22 protein-coding genes are annotated in these 24,086 nt (G+C 61.5%); 4 read left to right on the top strand and 18 right to left on the bottom strand.

Annotation, left to right across the window (positions count from 1 at the left end; translation table 11 throughout):
• Positions 1–47: 47 nt before the first annotated feature.
• Entirely contained in the window at positions 48–1,367 is a 1,320-nt protein-coding gene (locus BM216_RS02175; RefSeq protein ID WP_092994201.1) for an LLM class flavin-dependent oxidoreductase, read from the bottom strand.
• Positions 1,368–1,743: 376 nt separating this feature from the next.
• On the opposite strand from BM216_RS02175, the gene BM216_RS02170 reads away from it, so the two are divergent.
• On the top strand, positions 1,744–3,027 hold the full coding sequence (locus BM216_RS02170; RefSeq protein WP_092994198.1) for a cystathionine gamma-synthase family protein: 1,284 nt from the start codon (positions 1,744–1,746) through the stop codon (positions 3,025–3,027).
• A 5-nt stretch (positions 3,028–3,032) separates the two neighbouring features.
• On the opposite strand, the gene BM216_RS02165 is transcribed toward BM216_RS02170, so the two are convergent.
• The 15 genes from BM216_RS02165 to BM216_RS02095 form a co-directional block, all read right to left on the bottom strand.
• On the bottom strand, positions 3,033–3,842 hold the full coding sequence (locus BM216_RS02165; RefSeq protein WP_092994195.1) for a phosphate/phosphite/phosphonate ABC transporter substrate-binding protein: 810 nt from the start codon (positions 3,840–3,842) through the stop codon (positions 3,033–3,035).
• Positions 3,839–5,341: an HAL/PAL/TAL family ammonia-lyase gene (hutH, locus tag BM216_RS02160; RefSeq protein ID WP_092994192.1), complete on the bottom strand. Its 1,503-nt coding sequence runs from the start codon at positions 5,339–5,341 to the stop codon at positions 3,839–3,841. The genes BM216_RS02165 and hutH (BM216_RS02160) overlap by 4 nt, the downstream gene beginning before the upstream one ends.
• Positions 5,338–6,339, bottom strand: a complete 1,002-nt coding sequence (locus BM216_RS02155) for an ornithine cyclodeaminase family protein (protein WP_092994189.1) — start codon at positions 6,337–6,339, stop codon at positions 5,338–5,340. Before BM216_RS02155 ends, hutH (BM216_RS02160) begins: the two co-directional genes overlap by 4 nt.
• 12 nt (positions 6,340–6,351) lie before the next feature.
• Positions 6,352–7,668, bottom strand: a complete 1,317-nt coding sequence (locus tag BM216_RS02150) for an LLM class flavin-dependent oxidoreductase (protein WP_092994187.1) — start codon at positions 7,666–7,668, stop codon at positions 6,352–6,354.
• The gene (locus BM216_RS02145; RefSeq protein ID WP_092994184.1) at positions 7,665–8,720 is read right to left on the bottom strand and encodes an LLM class flavin-dependent oxidoreductase; all 1,056 of its coding nucleotides are present in this window, start codon (positions 8,718–8,720) and stop codon (positions 7,665–7,667) included. Before BM216_RS02145 ends, BM216_RS02150 begins: the two co-directional genes overlap by 4 nt.
• Complete coding sequence (locus BM216_RS02140; protein ID WP_092994181.1) at positions 8,720–9,463, bottom strand: DUF427 domain-containing protein; 744 nt, start codon at positions 9,461–9,463, stop codon at positions 8,720–8,722. The genes BM216_RS02145 and BM216_RS02140 overlap by 1 nt, the downstream gene beginning before the upstream one ends.
• A 13-nt stretch (positions 9,464–9,476) precedes the next feature.
• Positions 9,477–10,409, bottom strand: a complete 933-nt coding sequence (locus BM216_RS02135; RefSeq protein WP_092994178.1) for an ABC transporter ATP-binding protein — start codon at positions 10,407–10,409, stop codon at positions 9,477–9,479.
• Positions 10,406–11,047, bottom strand: coding sequence for an ABC transporter permease (locus BM216_RS02130; RefSeq protein WP_092994175.1), 642 nt, complete (start codon positions 11,045–11,047; stop codon positions 10,406–10,408). Before BM216_RS02130 ends, BM216_RS02135 begins: the two co-directional genes overlap by 4 nt.
• 10 nt (positions 11,048–11,057) lie before the next feature.
• On the bottom strand, positions 11,058–11,675 hold the full coding sequence (locus BM216_RS02125) for an ABC transporter permease (protein ID WP_092994172.1): 618 nt from the start codon (positions 11,673–11,675) through the stop codon (positions 11,058–11,060).
• A 118-nt stretch (positions 11,676–11,793) separates the two neighbouring features.
• A complete protein-coding gene (locus BM216_RS02120; protein WP_092994169.1) occupies positions 11,794–12,669 on the bottom strand; it encodes a glycine betaine ABC transporter substrate-binding protein in 876 nt (291 codons plus the stop codon).
• 214 nt (positions 12,670–12,883) lie between these two features.
• Entirely contained in the window at positions 12,884–14,569 is a 1,686-nt protein-coding gene (hutU, locus tag BM216_RS02115) for a urocanate hydratase (RefSeq protein WP_092994166.1), read from the bottom strand.
• A 12-nt stretch (positions 14,570–14,581) separates the two neighbouring features.
• Positions 14,582–16,135, bottom strand: a complete 1,554-nt coding sequence (hutH, locus tag BM216_RS02110) for an HAL/PAL/TAL family ammonia-lyase (protein ID WP_092994162.1) — start codon at positions 16,133–16,135, stop codon at positions 14,582–14,584.
• Complete coding sequence (locus BM216_RS02105; RefSeq protein ID WP_092994159.1) at positions 16,128–16,958, bottom strand: quaternary amine ABC transporter ATP-binding protein; 831 nt, start codon at positions 16,956–16,958, stop codon at positions 16,128–16,130. The genes hutH (BM216_RS02110) and BM216_RS02105 overlap by 8 nt, the downstream gene beginning before the upstream one ends.
• On the bottom strand, positions 16,951–17,808 hold the full coding sequence (locus BM216_RS02100) for an ABC transporter permease (protein WP_092994156.1): 858 nt from the start codon (positions 17,806–17,808) through the stop codon (positions 16,951–16,953). The genes BM216_RS02105 and BM216_RS02100 overlap by 8 nt, the downstream gene beginning before the upstream one ends.
• A 108-nt stretch (positions 17,809–17,916) precedes the next feature.
• Positions 17,917–18,903 (bottom strand): ABC transporter substrate-binding protein, encoded by a 987-nt coding sequence (locus tag BM216_RS02095; RefSeq protein WP_244530060.1) that lies wholly within the window; start codon positions 18,901–18,903, stop codon positions 17,917–17,919.
• Between the two features lie 486 nt (positions 18,904–19,389).
• Between BM216_RS02095 and hutC the strand changes: the two genes are divergently transcribed.
• Positions 19,390–20,130 (top strand): histidine utilization repressor, encoded by a 741-nt coding sequence (gene hutC, locus BM216_RS02090; protein WP_092994150.1) that lies wholly within the window; start codon positions 19,390–19,392, stop codon positions 20,128–20,130.
• 147 nt (positions 20,131–20,277) lie between these two features.
• On the opposite strand, the gene BM216_RS02085 is transcribed toward hutC, so the two are convergent.
• Positions 20,278–20,838: a TetR/AcrR family transcriptional regulator gene (locus BM216_RS02085; protein WP_092994147.1), complete on the bottom strand. Its 561-nt coding sequence runs from the start codon at positions 20,836–20,838 to the stop codon at positions 20,278–20,280.
• A gap of 332 nt (positions 20,839–21,170) precedes the next feature.
• Between BM216_RS02085 and BM216_RS02080 the strand changes: the two genes are divergently transcribed.
• Both BM216_RS02080 and yghU read left to right on the top strand, forming a co-directional pair.
• Entirely contained in the window at positions 21,171–21,728 is a 558-nt protein-coding gene (locus BM216_RS02080; RefSeq protein ID WP_092994144.1) for an OsmC family protein, read from the top strand.
• 371 nt (positions 21,729–22,099) lie between these two features.
• A complete protein-coding gene (gene yghU, locus BM216_RS02075) occupies positions 22,100–23,008 on the top strand; it encodes a glutathione-dependent disulfide-bond oxidoreductase (protein WP_092994141.1) in 909 nt (302 codons plus the stop codon).
• A gap of 22 nt (positions 23,009–23,030) precedes the next feature.
• On the opposite strand, the gene BM216_RS02070 is transcribed toward yghU, so the two are convergent.
• Positions 23,031–23,990, bottom strand: coding sequence for a LysR family transcriptional regulator (locus BM216_RS02070; RefSeq protein WP_092995063.1), 960 nt, complete (start codon positions 23,988–23,990; stop codon positions 23,031–23,033).
• Positions 23,991–24,086: the final 96 nt, after the last annotated feature.

The following is a 24,086-nucleotide window of genomic DNA, read 5'->3' as shown; positions in this document are numbered from 1 at the left end:
ACGGTCGAGACGGGGGCGCATTGCCTGCCGTCCCGCGTCCGAGGCTTTCACGCGAAGAACCGGTTGACCGGGCGCTGCAGTCCGAGGTGGTCGCGAAGCGTCGTACCCTCGTAGTCATGTCGAAAGAGCCCGCGCCGCTGCAGCTCCGGAATGAGCCGTTGCGTGACGTCGTCCAACCCCTGGGGAAGGTAGGGGAAGACGACGGTGAAGCCATCCGACGCCCCTTGCGAAAGCCAGGCCTCCATCTCGTCCGCGATGGTTTTTGGCGTGCCGACGAAAGCAAGACCGGCGTAACCTCCATAGCGCTGCGCAAGCTGGCGAACCGTCAGGTTCTCCTCGGCAGCCAGCCGCAATGCCTGCGCTCGCCCGGTCTTGCTGGCATTGGTATCCGGAATGTCCGGAAGCGGGGCATCGGGATCGAGGGTCGATACATCGTGCCCGAGCGCGATGGAGAGCGACGCGATCGCGCTGTCATAATGGACGAAGCTGTCGAGCCTTGAGCGTTTCGCCCTGGCCTCCTCGACCGTGTCGCCGATGACGATAAGCGCCGCCGGAAGGATCTTCATGTGCTCGGGCGCACGACCGAATGCCGGCATCCGCCCCTTGATATCGGCATAAAGCGCCTTGGCCGCGGCAAGATCGCGTGGCGAACAGAAGACGAGTTCGGCGGTCTCGGCGGCGAGCTGGCGGCCGGGCTCCGATTGTCCCGCCTGCACGATGACCGGCCAGCCCTGAACCGGCCGGGCGATGTTGAGCGGGCCGCGTACGTCGAGCTCGTCACCCTTGTGGGCCAGCACATGCATCTTTGCCGGATCGAAGAAGATCCCGCTTTCCTGATCGCGGATGAATGCATCGTCCGCGAAGCTGTCCCAGAGGCCTGTCACGACCTCGTAGAATTCCCTTGCCCTCTTGTACCGCTCCCCGTGTTCGACGTGCTCGTCCAGGCCGAAATTGCGCGCCGAATCCGGGTTGGAGGTGGTGACGATATTCCATGCGGCACGGCCGTTGCTGATATGGTCCAGCGATGCGAAGCGCCGGGCGACATGATAGGGCTCGTCGAACGTGGTCGATGCCGTGGCCGCAAGGCCGATCTTTTCCGTGACCGCGGCAAGCGCCGAAAGAAGCGTGAACGGCTCGAACGAGGTGACCGTATGGCTGCGCTTCAGCGCCTCCACCGGCATGTTGAGAACCGCCAGATGATCGGCCATGAAGAACGCGTCGAATTTCGCCGCTTCGAGCTTCTGGATGAACGATTTGATATGGCCGAAATTGAAATTGGCGTCGGGATAGGAACCGGGATAGCGCCACGCGCCTGTATGCAGGCTGACGGGACGCATGAACGCGGTGAGATGCATGGATTTGGCCATTTGTTGCGCCTCATGGATGTCGATAGGCAGTGATAGGCGTTTCAGAGACAAGGGCACGATCGGTGACCGTCGCCCTCGGATGCGAGGCTGAGAACCTCCGGACGGAGCAGGCCGGCGTCTGATCTGAGAGAGACATTTCCTAAGCGCCGGATAATCTGGAGATAGTCATCCTCTCTCATCATGTGAAGAAATGCCCTTGCCGTTTTTTCAGCACGAAGGAAACGCCTTTGCGCCGAGTGGCGCCGGTCGCTGGGCGCCTGGTTTTCGAGCTGCATAAACAGCAGCCCGACGGTCCTTCCAAACAGGGAGAACTGCGCCACATTGACTGGAGTGCCCTGCCCTATCGTTGCCCTTCTTGCCGAGCCAGGAGACCGCCATGACCACGCCCCATCCGTCCAGGACCAGCATCGGCAATCATCCACTGCATCCCGAAACGCAGATGCTCAATTACGGCTATGACCCGGAACTTTCCGAGGGGGCGGTAAAGCCACCGGTCTTTCTGACCTCGACCTTCGTGTTCAAGTCGGCAGAGGATGGCCGCGATTTCTTCGATTACGTATCGGGCCGCAAGACGCCACCGGAAGGGCGCGGCGCGGGCCTTGTCTATTCGCGTTTCAACCATCCCAACAGCGAGATCGTCGAGGACCGCCTCGCTGTCTACGAAAAGGCGGAGAGCGGCGCGGTCTTCTCGTCCGGCATGGCGGCGATCTCGACGACATTGCTCGCCTTCGTTCGTCCGGGCGACGCGATCCTCCATTCGCAGCCGCTCTATGGGGGTACGGAGACACTGCTTTCAAAGACCTTTGCCAATCTCGACGTCGCCGCGGTCGGGTTTGCCGACGGGGTCGACGAAAGTTCAGTGCTGGAGGCGGCGGAAGAGGCGATGGAGAAAGGTCGTGTCTCCGTTATTCTCATCGAAACCCCGGCCAATCCGACCAATAGCCTTGTCGATGTCGCATTGATCAGGCGGATTGCCGACATGATCGGCGATCGACAGGGGCACCGGCCGATCATCGCCTGCGACAACACCTTGCTCGGACCTGTCTTTCAGCGGCCGCTGGAGCATGGTGCGGACATCTCCCTCTACTCGTTGACCAAATATGTCGGGGGGCATTCGGACCTGATTGCGGGAGCGGCCCTCGGCAGCAAAGCACTTATTACGCAGATACGCTCGCTAAGGGGATCGATCGGAACGCAGCTCGATCCGCATTCCTGCTGGATGCTGGGGCGCTCGCTGGAGACCTTGCAGATCCGCATGGAACGCGCCAACAGCAATGCAGCCTCGATTGCGGATTTCCTGCAGGCCCATGCCAAGGTCGAGAAGATCCACTATCTCACCTATGCCGACCCGGCTTCTGCCATCGGCCGCGTTTTTTCCGCCCAGTGCAGCGGTGCCGGATCGACATTCTCGTTCGACATAAAGGGTGGGCAACCTGCCGCCTTCCGTTTCCTGAACGCTCTGCAGATCATCAAGCTTGCGGTCAGTCTGGGCGGCACGGAATCGCTCGCCTCCCACCCCGCAACGATGACCCATTCCGGCGTACCGGCCGATGTCCGGCAACGCATCGGCGTGCTGGACACGACAATCAGACTGTCGGTCGGCATCGAACATCCCGACGACCTGATCGCTGATTTGGCACAGGCATTGGAGAGCGCTTGAAGCCTCTAGGCGAGTTCGGGATACTCGAGTTCCATGGCATCGCGCTCAAGATCCTGCAGTCGGTCGTAGTCGCGGTCGGACAACATGTCGAAACCGACAAGGCCCAGCCGATCACGGGCTCCGGCGAGCCTGGGCTCTGCCAGTGCGGCGCCGAGTGCCGCCCTCAGCATCTCGACATCTCTGTCGGATGCGGAAGCACGCGTGATGAACGGCAACCCGGGACCGCTTGGCGTTTCGGCCAGAATGGAAATGTCCGCCACCCGCTCCGGCGCGTAGCGAGCGATATTGCCGTAGGTTATGCAATCGATGGCGGCGCAATCCGCGCGCCCTTCGAGAATCGCTGTGATGCTGGCCGCGTGCCCGCCCGTCTCGATGATGTCACCGAAGAACGGCGCGCCGTCCGCGATCGGAGCGATTGCGGCTCGAAACAGGTTGTAGCCCGAATTGCTGTCGTGGCTGTTGATTGCCGCCCGGCGACCGCGTAGCGCCTCGCGTGTCGAAATGCCGGCATTTTTATTGATGACGATGAAACTGAGCATCGATGGCCCGTCGCACCCGGGATAGGCATAGCAGGGCGTCGCTACAAGGCGAACTCTGTCGCGAAGGGTTTTGACATAGGGAAAACCGCAGGTCTGCGAAAGCAGCAGGTCGGGACGCAGCCAGACGTCTCGGTAATCCACGGCCTGGTCGAGTTCTTCGGGTACGTCGGGTAATCCGGCGTTACGCAGATGGTCGCGGATGAAATGCCAGAAGGCTTTCGTCGCCTCCGCAACCGGCTCGGGCGCGACATACATGGAGATGCCCGCGATGCTCAAGTCCGGCTCCCGGCGTCAAGAGGTGAAGCGTCCCGTTCAAGATGGCTGGCCAGGGCCGAGACATCCTCGCCGAGCGGGCGGTCTTCCTGCAGGGCTGCCACTTTTGTCCGGATCATCTCGTGGGTCGCCCGTGTGCCCGTTCCACATCGATGCTCTTGCCGAAGATCAACGGCCTGAGCGGCGGCGACCATTTCGCAGGCGATCAGCAGGCGCCAGGAGGTCAGCATTTGGCCGAGCTTCCGGATCGTCAGGAGCGATTGCGTCGCATGATCCTCAACGCCTTCGGAGACGGGGAGAAAGTCCAGCATGATGGGGTTCGCCCCATGGCGGATCGAGGCCATCAAAGCGGTGACGGTCTTCTGCATCGGCACGAAGCCGGCGGACGGACCGCCGACCGGCGAAAGATAGCGAGGCAGGCAATTGCGACCCGGACCGGTTAATTGAATGAAGCGTGCGGCCGAAGCTGCAGCCGCCTGTGCCAAGGCGAGCCCGAGGTTTTCGAACGCCAGGGAAAGTGCCGGTGTATGGAAATTGCCGGTCGAGAGAACCCTGTTCTCCTCGACGATGACCAGTGGATTGTCGGCAGCGGAATTGAGCTCGAGCTCCACCGCATGCTCGGCCCGTTCCAGCGCGTCGGCGAGCGCACCCTGGATCGATGCGACGCATCGCAGGCTGAGCGGATCCTGGATCGCCGTCTTGCCCTCGTAGAGGGACGATCCCGCAAGAGCATTCGCCAACGCGCGGGCTTCCCCTATCTGGCCCGGTCCTGGCCGTGCCGCCTGGATGGCTGCAGCAAGGATTGCCGGATTGCCGGCCATGCCTTCGAAGCTCAGCGCCGCCGCCTGTCTCTGGCAGCCGAGGAGACGTCTGAGGTCGTACAGGACCAGAGCGCCTTCTCCCGCTGATACCGCAGAGGCATTAAGCAGGGCGATCCCGTCCTTGGGCTGAAGGATCGAGGGTTTGAGGCCGGCCCGGGCGAGCGCCTCCGAGGCAGGCAGAACTTCGCCGCGATATTCTGCTTCTCCTTCGCCGACCAGCGCGCGGGCCAGGGCGGAGAGAAGCACAAGGTCGCCGGCGCCGATGGAGCCTATCGACCGCATCAGCGGATGCACGCCGGCGTTCAGCATGGCGAGCAACGCCTCGAACACGCCGGGCGATATGCCCGATCCGCCCACGGCGAGCATCGCAAGCCGCGCAGCGATGACGGCGCGGGTCACGTCACGCGGAAGCGGTTCGCCGACCGCCATTCCCCTGCCCCGGATCAGCTGCAGCTGAAAGGCCGCGAATTCGTCGGTGACCGCGGTCTTCAGATTGGCGCCGAGGCCGGTATTCATGCCGTAGATCGGCTGGCCGGAGGCAGCCACGCTTTCGAGCACGAGCCGCGCCTCCACAAGGCGGGAAAGCACGTGTTCGTCGGCCGCAACCTGCACCTGGTTCCGGGCGATCGTCGCGATATCTGCAATCGAGACGCCCGAACCCGCCAGCCGGATCGTCGTCATGCGAAACGAAGCCTCTGTCCGAGATTGGCGGCCTTGGCCTTTTCGAGAAGCGCCGAGCCGAGCGCAATGTCGCTGAGCGACAGGCCGCGATGCCACAAGAGAATGGTCTCCTCATCGCTCTGTCGGCCGGGTTTCAGGCCGGCGACGATCTGGCCGAGTTCCGCATGCAGCGTCTGCTCGGAAAGCTTTCCGGTTTCCACATGCGCCCGCAACGAACCCAGCTTGCCGCCCTTGCACTGGCCCCAGTCGTCCACCACCAGCTTGTCCATGATGTCGGTCAGCGACAACTCGACCGCGCTCATGGTGCCGTAGGGTACGACGAAGGCACCTTTCTTGATCCATTCCGTCTTCAGCATCGGTTCCGGTGCATTGAGCCGCGATGCCTCGACGACGATGTCGGCGCCCTCGACGCAATCGCGCCAGTTGTCGGTCACGGTGATCTTCTTGCCGAGGTCCTGCTCAAGCTTGGAGCCGAACGCGTCGCGGCTTTCCGGTCGACGCGAATGGACGCGGATCTCGTCGAAGTCGAAGAGATGGTCGAGCAGGCGCACGTTCCAGTAAGCGGTGCCACGCGCGCCGATATGGCCGAGCACCTTCGATCCCTTTCGGGCGAGATGTTTTGCGCCCATTGCGGTGACCGCGCCGGTGCGCATGTCAGTGATGGCAGTGGCGTCGAGGATCGCCTTCGGCACGCCGGTACGCGGATCGAAGAGGTTGAGCACGCCGAATTCCGACGGATAGCCGAGCTTGTAGTTGTCGACATAGTCGCCGACGACCTTGATGCCCGCCAGACCCAGAGGCGCCACGTAACCACGCAACACGTTGAAGTGACCGTGGAAGCTCGCATCCGGCTCAAGGTGCACGCGCGGCTCGATCACCGTCTCTTGTCTGCCCTGTGCGCCGAGCGAGGTTTCGATCGCCCCCAGGATCTCGTCATTGGAGAGGTCCAGCGCATCAATGTCGAAGGCGTTGAGATAATCGATATAGATTGGGTCCATTGTGATCTCACTTCATCCTTTGTTGGGCGAGGCAACGCCGAGATTTTCCCGCAGCGTCCTGCCCTCGTATTCTTTGCGGAACAGGCCACGGCGCCGCAGCTCTGGCACGACCAGCGTGACGAAATCCTCAAGCCCCGAGGGAAAGAGCGGCGCCATGACGTTGAACCCGTCGGCAGCGCTATCGAGAAAGCGCTCCTCCATGGCATCCGCGACCTGGCTTGGCGTGCCGACGACCTGCCAGTGACCGCGGGCACCGGCGAAATGCCGGGCCAGTTCTCGGATCGACAACCCTTCGCGCTTACCGAGATCGACGATCAGCTGCTGCCGGCTCTGGATCAGATTGGTCTGCGGCATTTCGGGCAAGGGGCCATCCAGCGGATAGGCGGATAGATCCTGGATGCTGAGATAGCTTGCAAGCAGAGCCACGCCGACAGCATCGGGAATGAGATCCTGCAGAGCGCGGTATTTGGCTTTCGCCTCGTCTTCGGTGGCACCGATGATTGGAGAGATGCCCGGCATGACCTTCAGGTCATCATGCCCGCGGCCATATTTCGCAAGCCGTGCCTTCACGTCGGCGTAGTAGGCCTGGGCTTCCGCCTTTGTCTGTGAGGCGGCGAAGACAACGTCTGCGGTGCGCGCCGCGAGATCCTTGCCGACATCCGAAGCGCCGGCCTGCACCATGATCGGCCGACCCTGCGGCGAGCGCTGGCTCTCGAGAATTCCATCAACGGCGAAGTGCTTGCGGTGCCGATGGACAGGATGAAGCTTGGACCGATCCGCAAAAGCTTTTCCGTCGGGCGGGAGATAGGCCCCCTCCTCCACGCTGTCCCACAGCGCCAGCGCCGCATCAGCAAATTCTTCCGCGCGTTCGTAACGTTCGGAATGGGGGCGCAGGCCGCTGGACGCAAAATTCTCCGCCTCCAGTTCACTTGCGGAGGTGACGAGGTTCCAGCCTGCGCGGCCTCCGCTCAACTGATCGAGCGCCGCAAAACTGCGCGCAAGCCCATAAGGCTCTGTATAACTGGTCGATGCCGTCGCCACGAGGCCGATATGGGATGTGTTGACGGCGATTGCGGCAAGAAGGCTGAGCGGTTCGAAGGCCGTCGAGCGGGCGGCCTGGCTGGCGAGATCCGGATTGCGCTCGCGAATGGCTGCCGCATCCTCGATGAAAATCATGTCGAACTTGCCGCGTTCGGCGATCCGGGCGAGCTGGATGAAATGATCGATATCGCTGCCGGCCTGCGCATGTGCATCCGGATGCCGCCAGGCCGCGATATGATGGCCGCCCGCCATCAGGAAGGCACCGAGTTTCATCTGAGGTCTGCTCATCGCAAGATCTCCTCACCAAGGCCAGAGGGGTGTACCCATCGCGCAAGGCCGAGCCTGTCACGTAAGGTTGTGCCGGCGTTGGGGCCGGTCATCCCGCGCTGCCTGAGTTCGGGGGCAATTTCGGAGATGAAGCGCTGCCCCATCTCCAGGGTCGGCGGAAAAATGGTAAAACCATCCAATCCGGCAGCCGCTGCCAATTCCAGCAACTGATCGGTGATCTCTCCGGTCGTCCCGGCGATGCGGATTGCCTGATCGTAGCCAGGAAATCCTGATGCATCATCCGTTCCCTGTGAGCCGGATACGATGATCGGGACGATGTTGGCCAAAAGCCGGATGCCGCGCCTCGAACGACCTGCTGCCTCTACGGCCTTGACGGCGTGAGCCGCTGCCGTGACGAGCCCATCGGCCGTCTCCGCCTGCAGCAGAAGCAGGTCGCCGGTTCTGGCCGCGAGGGCCTTGTTGCTGTCTCCCAGAAGGTGGGCAACGAGCGGCCTGCCCTGGGGCGAGCGATTGACGTTGAGGGGGCCGCGGACGGAAAAATATGGACCCTTGTGATGCGCGACATGCATTTTCGATGGATCGAAGAAACGGCCGGCCGTCTTGTCGTAGAGGAAGGCGTCGTCCTCGAAACTGTCCCAGAGAGCCGTGACGACATCCACATATTCGCTCTCGCGACCGGCATCACTGTCGTCCGTAACGACCAGCCATCCCGCTCGCCCTTTACTGATAAGATCCAGCGACGCAAAACGGCGGGCGAGGTTATAGGGCTCGTGCTGAACCGTGGACGCTGCCGCGATGATGCCGATCCGGCTTGCGCGTGTCGCCAGTGCCGAGGCAAACAGTGTTGGCTCGAAGGGCACTGCCACCGACGAAAGATCGTCCGAGGAACGAAGGCCGAGCCGATCTGACAGCAGGACGAAGTCGAAGCCCGCCGCCTCGGCGGCCGCGACCTGACCCAGCAACGCATCGAACCCGAGAAGCCGCCCGTCCCGCGCCTGTCGCCAGGCGTCCGGATCATGGCCGAAGGGGGAAAGCGAGTAGCCGAGCAGCATCAGGATTCAGCCTCTATGCTGACGCGGATCTCGTCGACCTTCTCGTTGTAGAAGCAGATCAGGCCGGCGATCTTGGCGCTCTCGTCGAGCGGCTCCGGATAGGTCCAGACGATATTGTCGTGCCGTTTGCCATTCAGCTCGAAATGAAAATAGGAGGCGATTCCCTTGTAGGGGCAGTATGTCGTCAGCTCGCTCTCTGCGAGCCTTCCCGCGACGATGTCCTCGGCGGGAAAATAGTAGCGGGTGATGAGCCCGGTCTCGAACAGGAAGATGGCACGATTGCTGCGCGCGACAAGCCGGCCGTCGACGAAGACCTCGACCAGACGCGAACTCGGGATCGTATCGACCCGCTTATGGACGTTGCGCGGATGACGGAAGATTTCCTCGTTCTCCTCGAACCAGCGAACGGCGGACCATTCCACCGTGACGAAGTCCGCGAGCTCGTGTCGCCCGATGGCTGATCCGTCGAAGGACCATGCCTTGGACGTGCCGACCCCGGCCACGTCGAAGACCTGCCTCTCTCCCAGAAGCGGCGAGGCTTCACCCTTTGCGGCCGGAGACAGGATATCGGCAAGAAAGTCGCTCTTCGGCAGGTAATAAACCGGATGGCCGCCATTCTCATAGATCACGATCGCGCCTGTCGTGTCGGCGATTGTCCTCTCCCCCGCCTTAAGGCGGATGCGGCGATGAGTGGGCTCGATCAGGACCGCGGGCACTTCGGAAGAACGATAGGAAATGGACATCGGCTTTCTCCGGTCAGATCGAGAAGATCGCTTCGCGTGTCAGATGGCCTGTCACGGCGCCGTCCTCGCCGGTCACGGCCAGAACGTCGGTATTGCCCGCCACCATAAGTGACAGCGCATCGCGCAGGTTGAGCGATGCGGCAACGCTGGATGAGGCATTGGCCGGTGGCCCGGCGCGCGCGGCATCTGCCACCGAAAACAGGCTGAGCCGCTTGATCGCGCGATCGACGCCGACGAAATTGGAGACGAAGTCGTCCGCAGGCTTGGACAAAATCGCGTCAGGCGTATCGTATTGCACGATCCTGCCGGCCTTCATGATGGCGATGCGATCACCCAGCCGGATCGCTTCGTCGAGATCATGCGTGACGAGGACCACCGTCTTGCGCACGCGGCTGAGGATCTGCCGGAACTCGTCCTGCAGGCGCGCCCGGGCAATCGGATCGATCGCGCCGAACGGTTCGTCCATCAGGAGGACAGCGGGATCTGCGGCGAGCGCGCGGGCGACGCCGATACGCTGGCGCTGGCCGCCCGAAAGCTGGCGCGGGTAACGGTCCAGCATTTCCTTCGGGTCGAGGCCGACGAGATCGAGCAGTTCCACCGTGCGCTTCTGGATCCGCGGCTGGTCCCAGCCGAGCAGGTTCGGTACCGCGGCGATGTTCTCCGCAATCGTCATGTGCGGGAAGAGGCCCACATTCTGGATCACATAACCGATATGACGGCGCAACTGCACCGGATCGGCGCGGGTCACATCCTCTCCGTTGACGAAGATGCGCCCCTCCGTCGGCTCGATCAGGCGGTTGATCATCCGCATCGTCGTCGTCTTGCCGCAGCCGGACGGGCCGATCAGCGCCACGGTCGATCCTTCCGGCACTTCCAGCGTCAGGTTATCGACCGAAGGCGCGGCCCCTTCTGCATAACGCTTGGTGACGTTCTCCATGCGGATCATGCGGTTGTTCTTTCTGCAAAAAGCTTCTTCTCGGTAAAGCCAAGGATGAATTCGGTGCCGAGAGCGAGAATGGCGATCGGCACGGCGCCGACGAGAAGGCGCGACATGTCCATCATGCTGATCCCGCCGGCGATGAAATCGCCAAGCCCGCCACCGCCGATGAACGGCGCGAGCGTTGCACCGGCAAGAACCTGGACCGCGGCCGTGCGCGCACCGGCGAACATGGCGGGGGCCGCAAGCGGAATGCGGATCTTGCGCAGCACCTGGGCGCGGCTCATGCCCATGCCGATCGCCGCCTCGACTGCGTCGGGATCGACGTCTCGAAGCCCCACATAGGCGTTGAGCAGGATCGGCGGCAGGGCAAGCACGGTGAGCGCCACGATCGACGGCATCAGGCCGATACCGAGCAGCGGCATCATAATGGCAAGGATCGCAAGGCTTGGGATGGTGCGCAGTCCGTTGACCGTGTTGATGACGCCGAAGGCGAAACGGCCGTAGTTGACGATCGCCACCGACAGCGGCAGGGCGATGACGAGCGCGATTGCCAGCGACACGCCGGACATGACCAGATGCTGGCCGAGCGCGCGCAGGAATACATCGGGATTGCTGGCGATCCAGGTCAGGGCATTGTTCAGCATGAAAGCCTCCTCACTGCCATCGGACCAGCAGCCGTTCGGCGCGGGTCAGGATCAGGTCGAAGGAGATGGCAAGCAGCGCCGTCAGGATACCGCCGACCAGGATTTTTTCGAGATATTCCTGATCGATGCCGATCAGGATGATCGTGCCGAGCCCGCCGCCGTCGATGAAGGCGGCAACGGTGGCGATGCCGATCGTAGTCACGAGCGCAATGCGGGCGCCCGACAGGATCAATGGTGCGGCCAGCGGCAGTTCGATGCGGAAGAGCCTCTGCCAGCGTCCGTATCCCATGCCATCGGCGGCATCGAGTACATCTGCAGGCACGCCGCGCAGGCCGGTGACGATATTGCGCAGCAGGATCAGCAGACAATAGGACGACAGGCCGATCAGCGCCGGCTTCATGCCTAGCCCGACGAGCGGAATGAGCAGCGCAAAAAGCGCCAGGCTCGGAATGACGAAGATGATGTTGGCGATGGTCAGCGCGACGGCATACAGCCTCTGGCGGCGGGCGCAGAAAATGCCGATGACGAGTGCAATGACCAGTCCGATCAAAACTGCGGAGATCGACAGGACGAGATGCTGCCACACGGCCAGCGCGATCTCTGGAATATGTCTGGGAGTCCACTTCAACGATCAGGAACTTTCTCTGAAGCGAGCATGAAAAAGAAAAAGGAATGGATGCGGCAAGCCTCGGGGACCGGCCGCATCCCCATTTCAAGTTGCGCGTCGCGCAATCATATCAAGGTCTTCAGATGCCCTGGGCTTCGAGGAATTCGGCGGCGACGTCCGCCGGTTCTTCCTTGTCGCGATCGACCTTGGCGTTCAGTTCGCGCATGTTCTCGTTGTTGAGCAGCGGGCTGATCTTGTTCAGGACCTCAGCGATCTTCGGGTTCTTGCTCAGCGTGTCCTGGCGAACGACCGGAACGAGATAGTAGGGCGGGAACAGGTTCTTGTCGTCTTCGAGCACGACGAGCTTGTTTTCCGAAATCTGCCAGTCGGTGGCAAAGCCGTAGGAGACGTCGAGATCCTTGCTGGTAAGCGCGCTGTAACGGATGCCGAGCTTCGCGAAGATCTTGAACTCCTTGAACTCGATGCCGTAGGTCTGTTTCAGACCCGGCAGGCCGTCCTTGCGCTCGCCGAAACCGGCTTCGGCACCGAAGGTCAGGTCCTTCGAGGCGGGCCCAAGGTCGGTGAGCGTCTTCAGCTTGTACTTCTCGGCCGTTTCCGGAAGCGTGATGATCGCATAGCCGTTGTTGATCTTGGTCGGTTCGAGAAGCGTCAGCTTCAGGTTCTTCTCGTAATAATCCTTGACCTCGCCGTAGATCTTCTCGGCGCTGCCGGACAGATCACCCTTCACGACGGCCGCGAGCGCGGTGCCGGTATATTCGGGATAGAGGTCGATCTCGCCATTCGTGAGCGCGGTATGGGCGACCAGCGTGGCACCGAGATTGAGGCGACGCTCGACTTCGACGCCAGCCTTTTCCAGCGCCTGGGCGTAGATCTCGGCAACGACGAACTGTTCCGTAAAATTCTTGCTGCCGATTTTGACGGCCTGCGCGTTTGCCTGTGCAGCAAGTCCGATAAAGGCCGAGGCCAAAATGCCTGTAAAGATCTTCAAATTCATCAGCTTCCCCTATTCGCCGTGATTGCAACGACACTTTTTAATGGCTTGATGCTCCGACCGCACAGGACGCTATGCTATTTTCAGACATTCCCGAGAAACAAATACCTGTGATTGGCCGGTCTGACGTTTGAATAACTAGGTTAGATGGCGCGAGCATCGAGGGCTTAACAGGCTGCTCGTGCGCTAATAATTGGTTTCTTTTCTTGAAGGCGCTTCAGTTCCCCAATATCGCGGGGAGCCTCAGCCCCTTGTCCTTGGCGCAGTCGATGGCGATGTCGTAGCCGGCGTCGGCATGGCGCATCACGCCGGTGGCCGGGTCGTTCCACAGAACCCGCTCCAGCCGGCGGTCGGCATCTTCCGAACCGTCGGCGCAGATGACCATGCCGGAATGCTGCGAATAGCCCATGCCGACCCCACCGCCGTGATGCAGCGATACCCAGGTGGCGCCCGAGGCGGTGTTGAGCAGCGCGTTGAGCAGCGGCCAGTCGGACACGGCATCCGATCCGTCCTTCATCGCCTCCGTCTCGCGGTTCGGCGAGGCAACCGAGCCACTGTCGAGATGATCGCGGCCGATGACGATCGGAGCGGACAGTTCGCCGGTCCTAACCATTTCGTTGAAGGCAAGACCGAGCTTGTGGCGATCGCCGAGGCCAACCCAGCAGATGCGCGCCGGCAGGCCTTGGAAGGCGATGCGCTCGCGCGCCATGTCCAGCCAGTTGTGCAGGTGCTTGTTGTCCGGCAGCAGTTCCTTCACCTTGGCATCGGTCTTGTAGATATCCTCCGGATCACCGGAGAGAGCGGCCCAGCGGAACGGGCCGATGCCGCGGCAGAAGAGCGGGCGGATATAGGCCGGCACGAAGCCCGGGAAGGCGAAGGCGTTTTCCAGGCCCTCGTCCTTGGCAACCTGACGAATGTTGTTGCCGTAGTCGAGTGTCGGCACGCCGGCATCCCAGAAGGCGACCATGGCCTCGACATGCGCCTTCATCGAGGCGCGGGCGGCAACCTCCACCGACTTCGGATCGCTCTCGCGCTTGGCCTTTGCCTCTTCCACCGTCCAGCCGACCGGCAGGTAGCCGTTGCGCGGATCATGGGCCGAGGTCTGGTCGGTGACGATATCGGGGCGCGGGCCACCGGCCTGCATGCGCTTGACCAGTTCCGGAAAAATTTCGGCGGCATTGCCGAGCAGGCCGACGGATTTGGCCTCGCCCTTCGCCGTCCATTCCTCGATCATCGCCAACGCTTCATCGAGCGTCTTTGCCTTGGCATCGACGTAACGGGTGCGCAGGCGAAAATCGATGCGGGTCTCGTCGCATTCCACCGCCAGGCAGCAGGCGCCGGCCATGACGGCGGCCAGCGGCTGGGCGCCGCCCATGCCGCCAAGCCCGCCGGTCAGGATCCACTTGCCCTCGAGATTGCCGTCATAATGCTGGCGACCGGCTTCGACGAAGGTCTCGTAGGTGCCCTGCACGATCCCTTGCGTGCCGATATAGATCCACGAACCGGCGGTCATCTGGCCGTACATGGCGAGACCTCGTCTATCCAGTTCGTTGAAGTGGTCCCAGGTCGCCCAGTGCGGCACGAGGTTGGAATTGGCGATCAGCACTCGCGGTGCATCCTTGTGGGTGCGGAACACACCGACCGGTTTTCCCGACTGGACGAGCAGCGTCTCTTCCTCGGTCAACGTCTTCAGCGTCGCGGCGATCCTGTCGAAGTCGTCCCAGGTGCGGGCAGCGCGGCCGATGCCGCCATAGACGACCAGCTCATGCGGGTTCTCGGCCACGTCCGGATCGAGATTGTTCATCAGCATCCTGAGCGGCGCTTCGGTCATCCAGCTCTTGGCGGTGAGCTCAGGTCCACGAGGGGAGCGGACATCGCGGATGTTATGGCGCGGATTGGTCATGGGTCTGTTTCCTCAGGAGTTCACCGCGAGTGCGACCTGTTCGGCCACCTCGGGAATGGTTTTTTGTAGCGCATGGAGAGCGTCGCGATTTGAGCCGATCAGCGCGCGGATCTTCGCCACGTCGCCGTTCAGCGGCCGGTCGTCCCGATAGAACGGCACGCTCTGCCGAACGACGTCGTAGAGGCAACCCGTGCGGAAAGCCTTCGCCGCGGAGCCTGCCTGCTGGTCATAGGCCTGCACTGCCGACATCACCTCGATCGCCAGGATGGTCTGCAGATTGTCGAGAATGGCCAGCGCCTTGTCGGCGGCGGGCGTCGCATGGGTCAGGATGTCCTCCTGCAACGCCGAGGTGATGCCGCCGTCGAGACTTGCCGGTGCCGCCAGCCTGCGGTTGTCGGCGGCGAGAGCCGCTGCCGTGTACTGGATGATCATAAAGCCGGAGCAGACGCCGCTTCCGGTCGCCAGAAACGCCGGCAGCCCGCTGACCAGCGGATTGACCAGCCGGTCGATACGCCGTTCCGAAATCGCCGCAAGTTCCGCCGCGGCCGTGCCGAGGCTGTCCATCGCAAGCCCGAGCGCGGCACCCACCGCATGCGCCTGGCTATGCACTTCCGGCGCGTCGGAGGAACCAGCGACGACGGGATTGTCCGTGACACTCGCAAGCTCGCGATCGACGACTTCGGCCACCTGGGCAAGGCTGTCGCGGACGGCGCCATGCACCTGCGGCACGGCGCGCAGGCTGAGCGGGTCCTGCGTCCGGCTGCCTGCCGATTGCTCGAGCAGCGCACTGCCCTCAAGCCATTGCCGCAGATTGCGGCCGACCTGCTGCAATCCTTCCGAACGGCGCAGTGCAAGCGGCATTTCCGCGAATGGATCGGACTGGGCACCGAGATTTTCATAGGTCATAGCCGCAGCCGCATCGGCCCATTCGGCAAGATGCGACAGACGCGAGACGGCGAGCGCTGCAAGACCGGTAGCGCAAGGCGTGCCGTTGACGAGGCTCAGACCCTCCTTGGCTCTCAGCACGAGCGGCTGGCGCCCAAGCCGTGCCAGCGCCTCCCCGCCGGCAAGCCGCTGGCCGGCATGGATGCACTCGCCGTCGCCGATCAGCACGAGGCCGATCGCGGCTGCGTGGGTGAGATACCCGACCGAGCCCTTCGACGGGATGACCGGCAGCATGTCCGCATTGAGCAGCGCCAGCAGCGTTTCGACCACCTCGACGCTGATGCCGGAATAGCCGTGCGCGAAGTTGGCGATCTGCGCCGCCATCACCGCACGCGTCTCGGCTCTGCCGAGCGGCTGCCCCACCCCGCAATTGTGGCTGAGGATGATGTTGTGCGACAGCGCCTGCTGGTTTTCCCGGCTGATGATGACGTCGCAGAGCGCGCCGACGCCGGTATTGATGCCGTAGCCGCGGATCTCCCTCTCGACCAGAGCCTCGACGATCGCGCGGGCCTTGGCGATCCTGTGCCAGGCGCCTGGGGAAAGGGCGAGCCCCCTCCCCTCGGCGACCACGGCGATCTCCTGCCATGTCAACGCGGTATCAAGAACCACTGCTTCAGCCATGATGGTTCGCCTCCGCGCCGGCCCGCCGCTGCACGAAACGCGCGACGTAATCGTCGGCCGGCGTGTTGAGGATCTCGCTCGGCGTGCCGACCTGCACCAGCTTGCCATCTTTCAGGATGGCGATTTCAGCGCCGATCCTCAGCGCCTCGTCCAGATCGTGGGTGATGAAGACGATGGTCTTCGACAGGTTCTTTTCCAGTTGCAGCAACTGGTCCTGCATGTCGGTGCGGATCAGCGGATCGAGCGCCGAAAACGCCTCGTCCATCAGGATCACGTCGGTATCGGCGGCAAGCGCACGGGCCAGCCCGACGCGCTGCTTCATGCCCCCGGAAAGCTGGTGCGGATATTTGTTTTCGTAACCGAGCAGCCCGACGGTCTCGATCCACTTCATGCCGATCGGATTGGCCTGTGCCTTGGTCAGGCCGCGCACGCGCTGGCCATAGACGACGTTCTGCAGCACGGTCCGGTGTGGCATCAACCCGAAGCTCTGGAATACCATGCTGACGCGGCGAGTGCGAAAATCTCTCAGGTCCCGCGGCTTGAGGTCAAGCACATTGCCGCCATCGACGAGGATCTCGCCGCTGGTCGGCTCGATCAGCCGGTTGATGTGACGAACCAGTGTCGACTTGCCGGAACCCGACAGGCCCATGATGACGAAGATGCGCGAGGCGCCGATCTTGAGGCTGATATCGTTCAGGCCGACGCTGCAGCCGGTGCGCTGGAGGATGTCGCCCTTGCCGGCGCCATCGCGCGCCATGGCAAGCGCCTCGTGCGACTTGTGGCCGAAGATCTTGTAGACGTTGCGGATTTCGATCTCAGCCATTCTTGCTGTCCTCCATCTTGGAACGGCCGAACCCCTGCGTGATGCGATCAAGGACGATGGCGAGGATAACGATGCCGAGGCCTGCTTCCAGCCCCTTGCCGACATCGAGCGTCTGAATGCCGTTCAGAACCTGTTCGCCGAGGCCACGGGCGCCGATCATCGAGGCGACCACCACCATGGAAAGGGCCATCATGATCGTCTGGTTCAGGCCCGCCATGATCGTCGGAGTGGCGAGAGGAAGTTCGACGCCGAACAGGATGCGTGTCGGGCTTCCGCCGAATGCGGTCGCAGCTTCCACCACCTCGCTGTCGACCTGGCGAATACCGAGATCGGTCAGGCGGATCAGCGGCGGCACGGCATATACGATCGTCGCCAGCACGGCCGGCACCTTGCCGAGGCCAAACAGCATGATTGCCGGAATGAGATAGACGAAGCTCGGCATGGTCTGCATCACGTCAAGCACGGGAAGCGTGATATTGCGCATCAGCCTGCTCTTGGCGAGCCAGATGCCCATGGGCACGCCGATCGCAACCGAGATCAAGGTCGCCATCAGCATCAGGGCCAAAGTCTGCATCGCGAGGTCCCAGAGACCCAGTGCGCCGACGAGAAACAGCAGCACCGCCACGATGGCGACCAGGCCGACCTTGCGGGTCGCCTGCCAGGTCAGGGCCATGAAGACCAGGACGACCAGCCACCACGGCAGACCGCGGACGATCCATTCTATGAAGAGGATCGCCTGCAGGATGACCTGCGAAACGGCCTTGAAGACAAAGCCGTAATTGATCACCAGCGACTGGACCGCGTCATTGATCGGTCCGCGGATGGATATCTTGAAGGCGTCGGGAAACATCGCTCAAGCCCTTCGAATTGACAGACAGGCTCACCTCGCCGCGACCATGCAGGTGTCGCGGCGACGGCTGGATTACCGCGGGCCGTGAGGCACGCGGCCAGCTTGGACTTACTTGAGCGAAGCTTCGACCTTGGCCTTGGCATCTGCCGAAACCCACGAACCCCAGACATCAGCCTTGGACTTCAGGAATTCCTTGGCGGCGGTCACCGCATCGGCCTTGTTGTCGGCCATGTAGGCGAGGCTGGCATTGACCTCTTCGAGCGGGAAGGTCGCCTTTTCGAGGATCTCGACGATTTCCGGCGCGTCCTTCGCAAAGGTGCTGTTGATGCCGTAGGCGACTTCGACTGCCGGGAAGGCGCAGCCGGCTTCGCGCTTGCCCGTGGCGCTGGTCAGTTCCTTCCAGCAGGCTTCGTCATAGGCCGGTTCTTCAAGCTGGACGAGCTTGAACTTGCCCATGACGGCAGTCGGGCTCCAGTAGTAGAACAGCACCGGTTCGCCCTGAAGATAAGCGGCGCTGATTCCGGCATCGAGCGCGGTGCCCGTGCCCGGACGGAAGTTCACGTAGGTGTCCATCAGCTTGTAGGCTTCGAGCTTGGCCGTGTTGACGCCTTCGCAGGTCCAGCCCGACGGGCAGTTCAGGAAGCGACCCTTCGAGGGCTCTTCCGGATCCTTGAACAGCTCGGCGATCTTCGGGTCGGAAAGCTGCGAGACGCTCTTGAGATCGGGAGCGATCGGCTTGATGCCGCGCGCCTCGTCACCCTTCACCACATATTCCGGTACGAACCAGCCTTCAGAGGCGCCGACAAAGGTTTTGCCGACCGAGGTGACCTTGCCGGCTGCGGCTGCATTGTTCCAGACGTCCGAACGACCGATCCATTCCTCAGCGAAGATCTGCACGTCGTTATTGGCGGTTGCCTGCTCAAGCGTCACGGAATTGCCGGGGATGGAATCGACCTTGCAGCCGTAACCCTTCGAAAGCAGTTCCTTCATGACTTCGGTAATTAGCGCGCCGCTTTCCCAGTCGATGCCGGCGAAGGTCACGATCTTGCCATCCCCGCAATAGGACGCGTGGGCGGTGCCCATCGACGTTCCCATCAAGAAGGCGCCGACCGTCAGAGCGAATTTCAATTTGTTCCTCAACATCATGTTCCCCTTTGGTTGAGCTATTTCGAACGTCCTGGTGAGGGTCTTTCAGGGCCCTTTTGGAAACGACGAGCTATTGCTTCGTCGCCCACCAGACATTCCAAAGTTCACTATACAACTTCAAAAATTGCCTCCGCTTCTGTCGGCGGAGTTTATATGTGATGCCGCGAGGCCCGGATGTGGCACGCGGTACCGCAGCATTTCGAAAATCAGCTATATTGCATTTACAACGAGCGTATTTACTCGTTCTTTCCGAACTTGCGCGCGTCATTCCGCCCTCGCGCAACCGTCCTTTTGCGACGTGAGCGCACTCGGTATAACCTCCAACTTGTATATGGAACCTTGCATGAAATATGAAGACAGGCAAGAGCGAAGATGATAATTTATGCTCAGCGAGAGCATGCGCCCTTTTTGGGCATTCATCTGTCTGGAGTCTTGATGCCATCTGTGATCGACCATGATTTTACAACGCTCGACGAGCGCTCCGATCTGCCGCTCTACGAGATGGTGAAGGCCCAGATAAAGCTGAAGGTCGAGACTGGCGAATGGCCGACAAACCATCGGGTCCCGTCAGAAAACCGGATCGTCGAAATGCTCGGCGTCAGCCGGATGACGGCGAACCGGGCGCTGCGCGAGCTTGCGACCGAAGGCGTCATCACGCGGGTTCAGGGACGGGGATCGTTCGTCGCGCCGAAAAAGCGCAGCGCGGGGTCGATGGGCGTGCGCAACATTGCCGAGGAGATCGGCGAGCGTGGCCTGTCGCATCACGCCAACATCATTCTGACCCAGACAGAAATATCCGGCCCCGATCTTGCCGGTGCGCTGGAAGTGGAGGTCGGGTCGGCGGTCCATCACAGCATCATCCTGCATGAGGAGGATCATGTGCCGATCCAGCTGGAGGACCGCTTCGTCAACGCCGAGGTTGCTCCGGACTACCTGAAGCAGGACTTTTCACGCATCACCCCCAATGCCTACCTGACCTCCATCGCCCCAATCTCGCGCACGGAGCAATATATCGAGGCTGTTCTGCCGCAGCCTTGGGAATGCAAGCTTCTGGCAATCGCGCGAAGCGAACCCTGCCTGCTTGTGCGGCGCCGTACCTGGTCTTCAGGGCGCGCCGTCACGTCTGTGAGGCTTCTGTATCCGGGCAGCCGCTACAGGCTGCAGAGCAGCGAGTGAATTGGGCCTGAACGAGGGATTCGCCACCTGGCGGTGATCAGGTGTGCGGTGTTGCCGCGTTTGGCCCCGCGTGAATTAATCGGGGAGCCCGGAGGCAATCCCGCACGGGCGCCGGCGCTTCACGCTTGAATGCCGGCGGCCCGGAACTCAGGATGCAGGTGAGAGGCTTGTGCGAAGAGCCTTGAGAGTGATCTCAAATCCCGCGCCGCCATCCAGAATCCGCTCCATCATCAGGGCGCCTTCCAGGGAAGAGACAACGAGGCGAGCCGCCCCGACATTCGTCAGGTTCGTATTCACCTCACCATTTTGGCGGCCCTTGGCAAAAACCCTTTCGAGCCAGTCCAGATGTTCCCGGAAGAACGCGGTCGTCCCATCTTTCAACTCGTCGGGCAATCCGTCGAGTTCCGCCAGTAGCGCGGCACACAGGCATCCAAGGCCGTTTTCGACCCCCCAGAAATACAGCCGACCGTAGGCATCGATACGATCGAGCGCATGAGCATGATCGTCTTCGATCTTGATAAGTGCGTCCTTGTACCGATCCCGGTAGACCTGCAACGCGGCGGCCGTCAGGCTCTGTTTCGTCGGGAAGTAATAGTGAATGGTTGCCTTGCGGATCCCTACGCGCTCCGCGACATCGGCATAACTGTATCCCGAGTGGCCACGCGTGCGGATCAGGTCCTCGGCAGACGTCAGGAGCTCATTCCGCATATTGGACAATTTTCCGATCCTCTCATAAATTACCTTGTTATCTACTTATGAATAGATAGGTGGCCTAGTCAATTTTTGCCACTCCGGCCTCTTTCGTGCACTTGCCCCTTGCGGCTGCTAGATTCCTATAAAGCCTAACATGTGGACCAGTATGAAAAGCGGGATGACTTCCGTGTTTCAATCATAGCAATTTCTTACTTGTCTATCTACTGGTAGATAAATAAGCATGATGTGCGGTTGTCAATTCCTGACCGCCACGTGCGGCCTGCATTGGCTCCGTCCCGGATTGGAGATCCGACCCGAGGTTACAGAAAATCTCTATGGAGACTCAAATGAGTGTAAAGAAGAGACCATTTGCCGACATCAACGAAATCCGCCAGACCCGTGAGGCTGTCAGCAAGCAGCCGGAACTCGGCAAGGTCACGTTCAGCCTCAAGGGGCAGTCGAATGGCGGTATCTCAATGGCTGCGAAGACGGGAGCGTTTATCCAAAACGGTCAGGCGGACGAAGGGCGCATTGGAAAGTTCACTCTCGTCAGCGATGAGCCGAAGGCGCTCCTTGGCACGGATGCCGGACCCACGCCCCCTGAACATCTGCTCCAGGCATTGGCGGGCTGTTACACGGTGACGCTCGCTGCGATGGCCGCTGAAAAAGGGATCGAGCTGAGCGGGCTCGAATGCGACCTCGGCATCGACATCGATTTCAACGGTTTCTTTGATCTCGACAAGTCGGTGCGCAAGGGTGCCCAGGGGATCAGCGTTGACCTCAGGGTCACCAGCGATACGGCAAGCAGGGCCGAAATCGAAGAACTGATTGCAGAACTGCCGAATAAATCCCCCATATACGATACGATCGCCAATCCGGTGAAAATCACGACCCGTCTCGTGTAAGGCGATTCCGGCGGAGAGAAATCTCCGCTGGAATTCCCTTTGTTCAGGCAATCCGGCTATCGTCGGCAGGCCGGTCGCGATCTTGTTTGCGGCTGGCCCGGCTTGTCTCCCCTCCATCCATACGCCGGCTTCGGATGGAAGCTGATGCCAGCAGGCCTGATGGCGATCTCAGTCGGGTTCCCGTCAAGCATAGCCAATCCGATTTCCATATTCGGAGGGTGCGGATGATTGTCGAATGATTGACTTTGAGGCATCTATCGACTAGTTGATAGATTGACTGGCGTCGCTCGCCGGTTCTCGGGCGCTTACGAGATGTTCTCCGTCATGCGTTCGTTCTGACTGATGCCTCATGTCTCCAGGAGGGACCGAATATGGCAGCCAAACTCCCGATAAGCTTCCCCGCCGGCTACGAAGTTCCAGAGCATTGGACCTGGGACAAGGATGGTGGCGGTCAGTTTGACACGATAAACCGGCCGATCGCCGGCTCGACCTTCGAACAGGAACTCCCTGTCGGGAGGCATCCGCTTCAGCTTTACTCGCTTGGCACGCCGAACGGTGTGAAGGTGACGATCATGCTGGAAGAGTTGCTTGCCCTCGGTCACGAGCAGGCCGAGTATGACGCCTGGTTGATCAATATTTTCAAAGGTGACCAGTTCGGCTCCGGCTTTGTCGGGATCAACCCAAATTCCAAGATCCCCGCACTGGTGGATCGAACGACGCCCGAGCCGACGCAGGTGTTCGAGAGCGGTTCAATACTGCTCTATCTGGCGCGGAAGTTCGACGCGTTTCTGCCGAGGGATCACAAGGCAAATACAGCGGCGATGAACTGGCTGTTCTGGCAGGTGGGCTCGGCGCCATATGTCGGCGGCGGCTTCGGTCACTTCTACCTGTATGCGCCGATACATATCAAATACGCCATCGACAGATTTGCGATGGAGGTGAAGCGCCAGTACGACGTGCTGGATCGCCATCTTGCCGATAACCGCTTTCTCGCGGGCGACGAGTATTCAGTGGCAGATATCGCGACATGGCCATGGTATGGCGCCTTGGCGCAGAACGAGATCTATGGCGACGGAGGTCGGTTCCTCGAAGCCGGCGCCTACAGGAACGTCCGGAGATGGAAGGATGAGGTGGGCGAACGCCCCGCCGTCCGGCGCGGCCGGATGGTCAATCGCATCACCGGAAAGCCATCGGAACAGCTTCGAGAACGCCACGACGCTTCGGATTTCGAGACAAAGACCGAGGATAAGCGTCAACTCGCCGGAGCCGATGCGGCTTGAAGGTTTTCGTTGCCGCGAATTCTCAGGCGGCCCGTGCGACCTCGCATCTGCAGCCTGATGCCGCGAGCACTTCTTCGGCCACCTGCGCGAACAGCCGCCGGAACCAGATGGAGCGGCCATCCGCTTCGTCGACCCGTCGATAGAGCATGCTTACGGCATCGCTCGGCAACGGCAGTGGCGGGTCGACCACGGTGAGCTTGTGGAGGTCGGCCATGAGCCGGGCTATCGATTCAGGAATTATTGCCATGCATGGCATGGCGCTCAGGGCGGCCGGCAGTCCCGAGAAACGTTGCACGGTCGCAATCACGCTTCGCGATCGGCCGAGCTGACGCAGCGCACCGTCGATCTCTCTCTCGGTCGTGCCCGCAGCGGATACCGCGACATGGGGCAGGCGGACGAAATCATCCAGTGTCATAGGCCCCTTCAGTGTCACCTGACGAGGATCGTAGATGCACATCATCGCCTGTTCGAACAGCGGGCTCCGCACCTGCCAGGATGCCGGTTCCGCATGCACCGAGACGGAAAAATCGAAAGCGCAGTCATCGAGCATCTGCGCCGGGCTCCTGGTATCGGAGGAAATGCTGGCGAGCCGTGCGTGCGGCGCCAAGCTACGCAATTTCGCAGCCAGCGGCCCGAAGAAGGCGCGCTCAAGATTATCGCACATGCTGACGCGGAATTCGCCCTGCCAGTCACCGGGATCGAAGGCAGCCGGCGGGCGGATTGCCTGTTCTATGCTCTCAAGGGCTGCCTCGATAGCCGGCGCGATGGCCAGCGCCCTCGCCGTTGGCTGCAATCCACGGCCGACGCGAACGAACAGTTCGTCGTCCAGTGTCTCGCGCAACCTCTTGAGCGCTGCGGACAAGCCCGGTTGGCCGACCAGCAGGCGTTCGGCGGCGCGGCTGACATTGCGCTCCTGCATCAGCACCGAAAAGCTGAGCAGCAGATTGAGGTCGACCTTGCGGAGAAAAGCGTCGTTTATCATCGCCAGCAATACCTAGTATGGATACTATCAATTTGCAACATAATTCCGCTGGTTATAGTTGGTTGTCCCCATGCCGCAAGGCGCCGTCCTCCCGCG

It is taken from the genome of Rhizobium sp. NFR07 (assembly GCF_900111905.1).
GTDB lineage: Bacteria > Pseudomonadota > Alphaproteobacteria > Rhizobiales > Rhizobiaceae > Neorhizobium.
The sequence above is the reverse complement of the archived record's forward strand: the minus strand, read 5'-3'. Positions and strand labels throughout refer to the sequence as shown.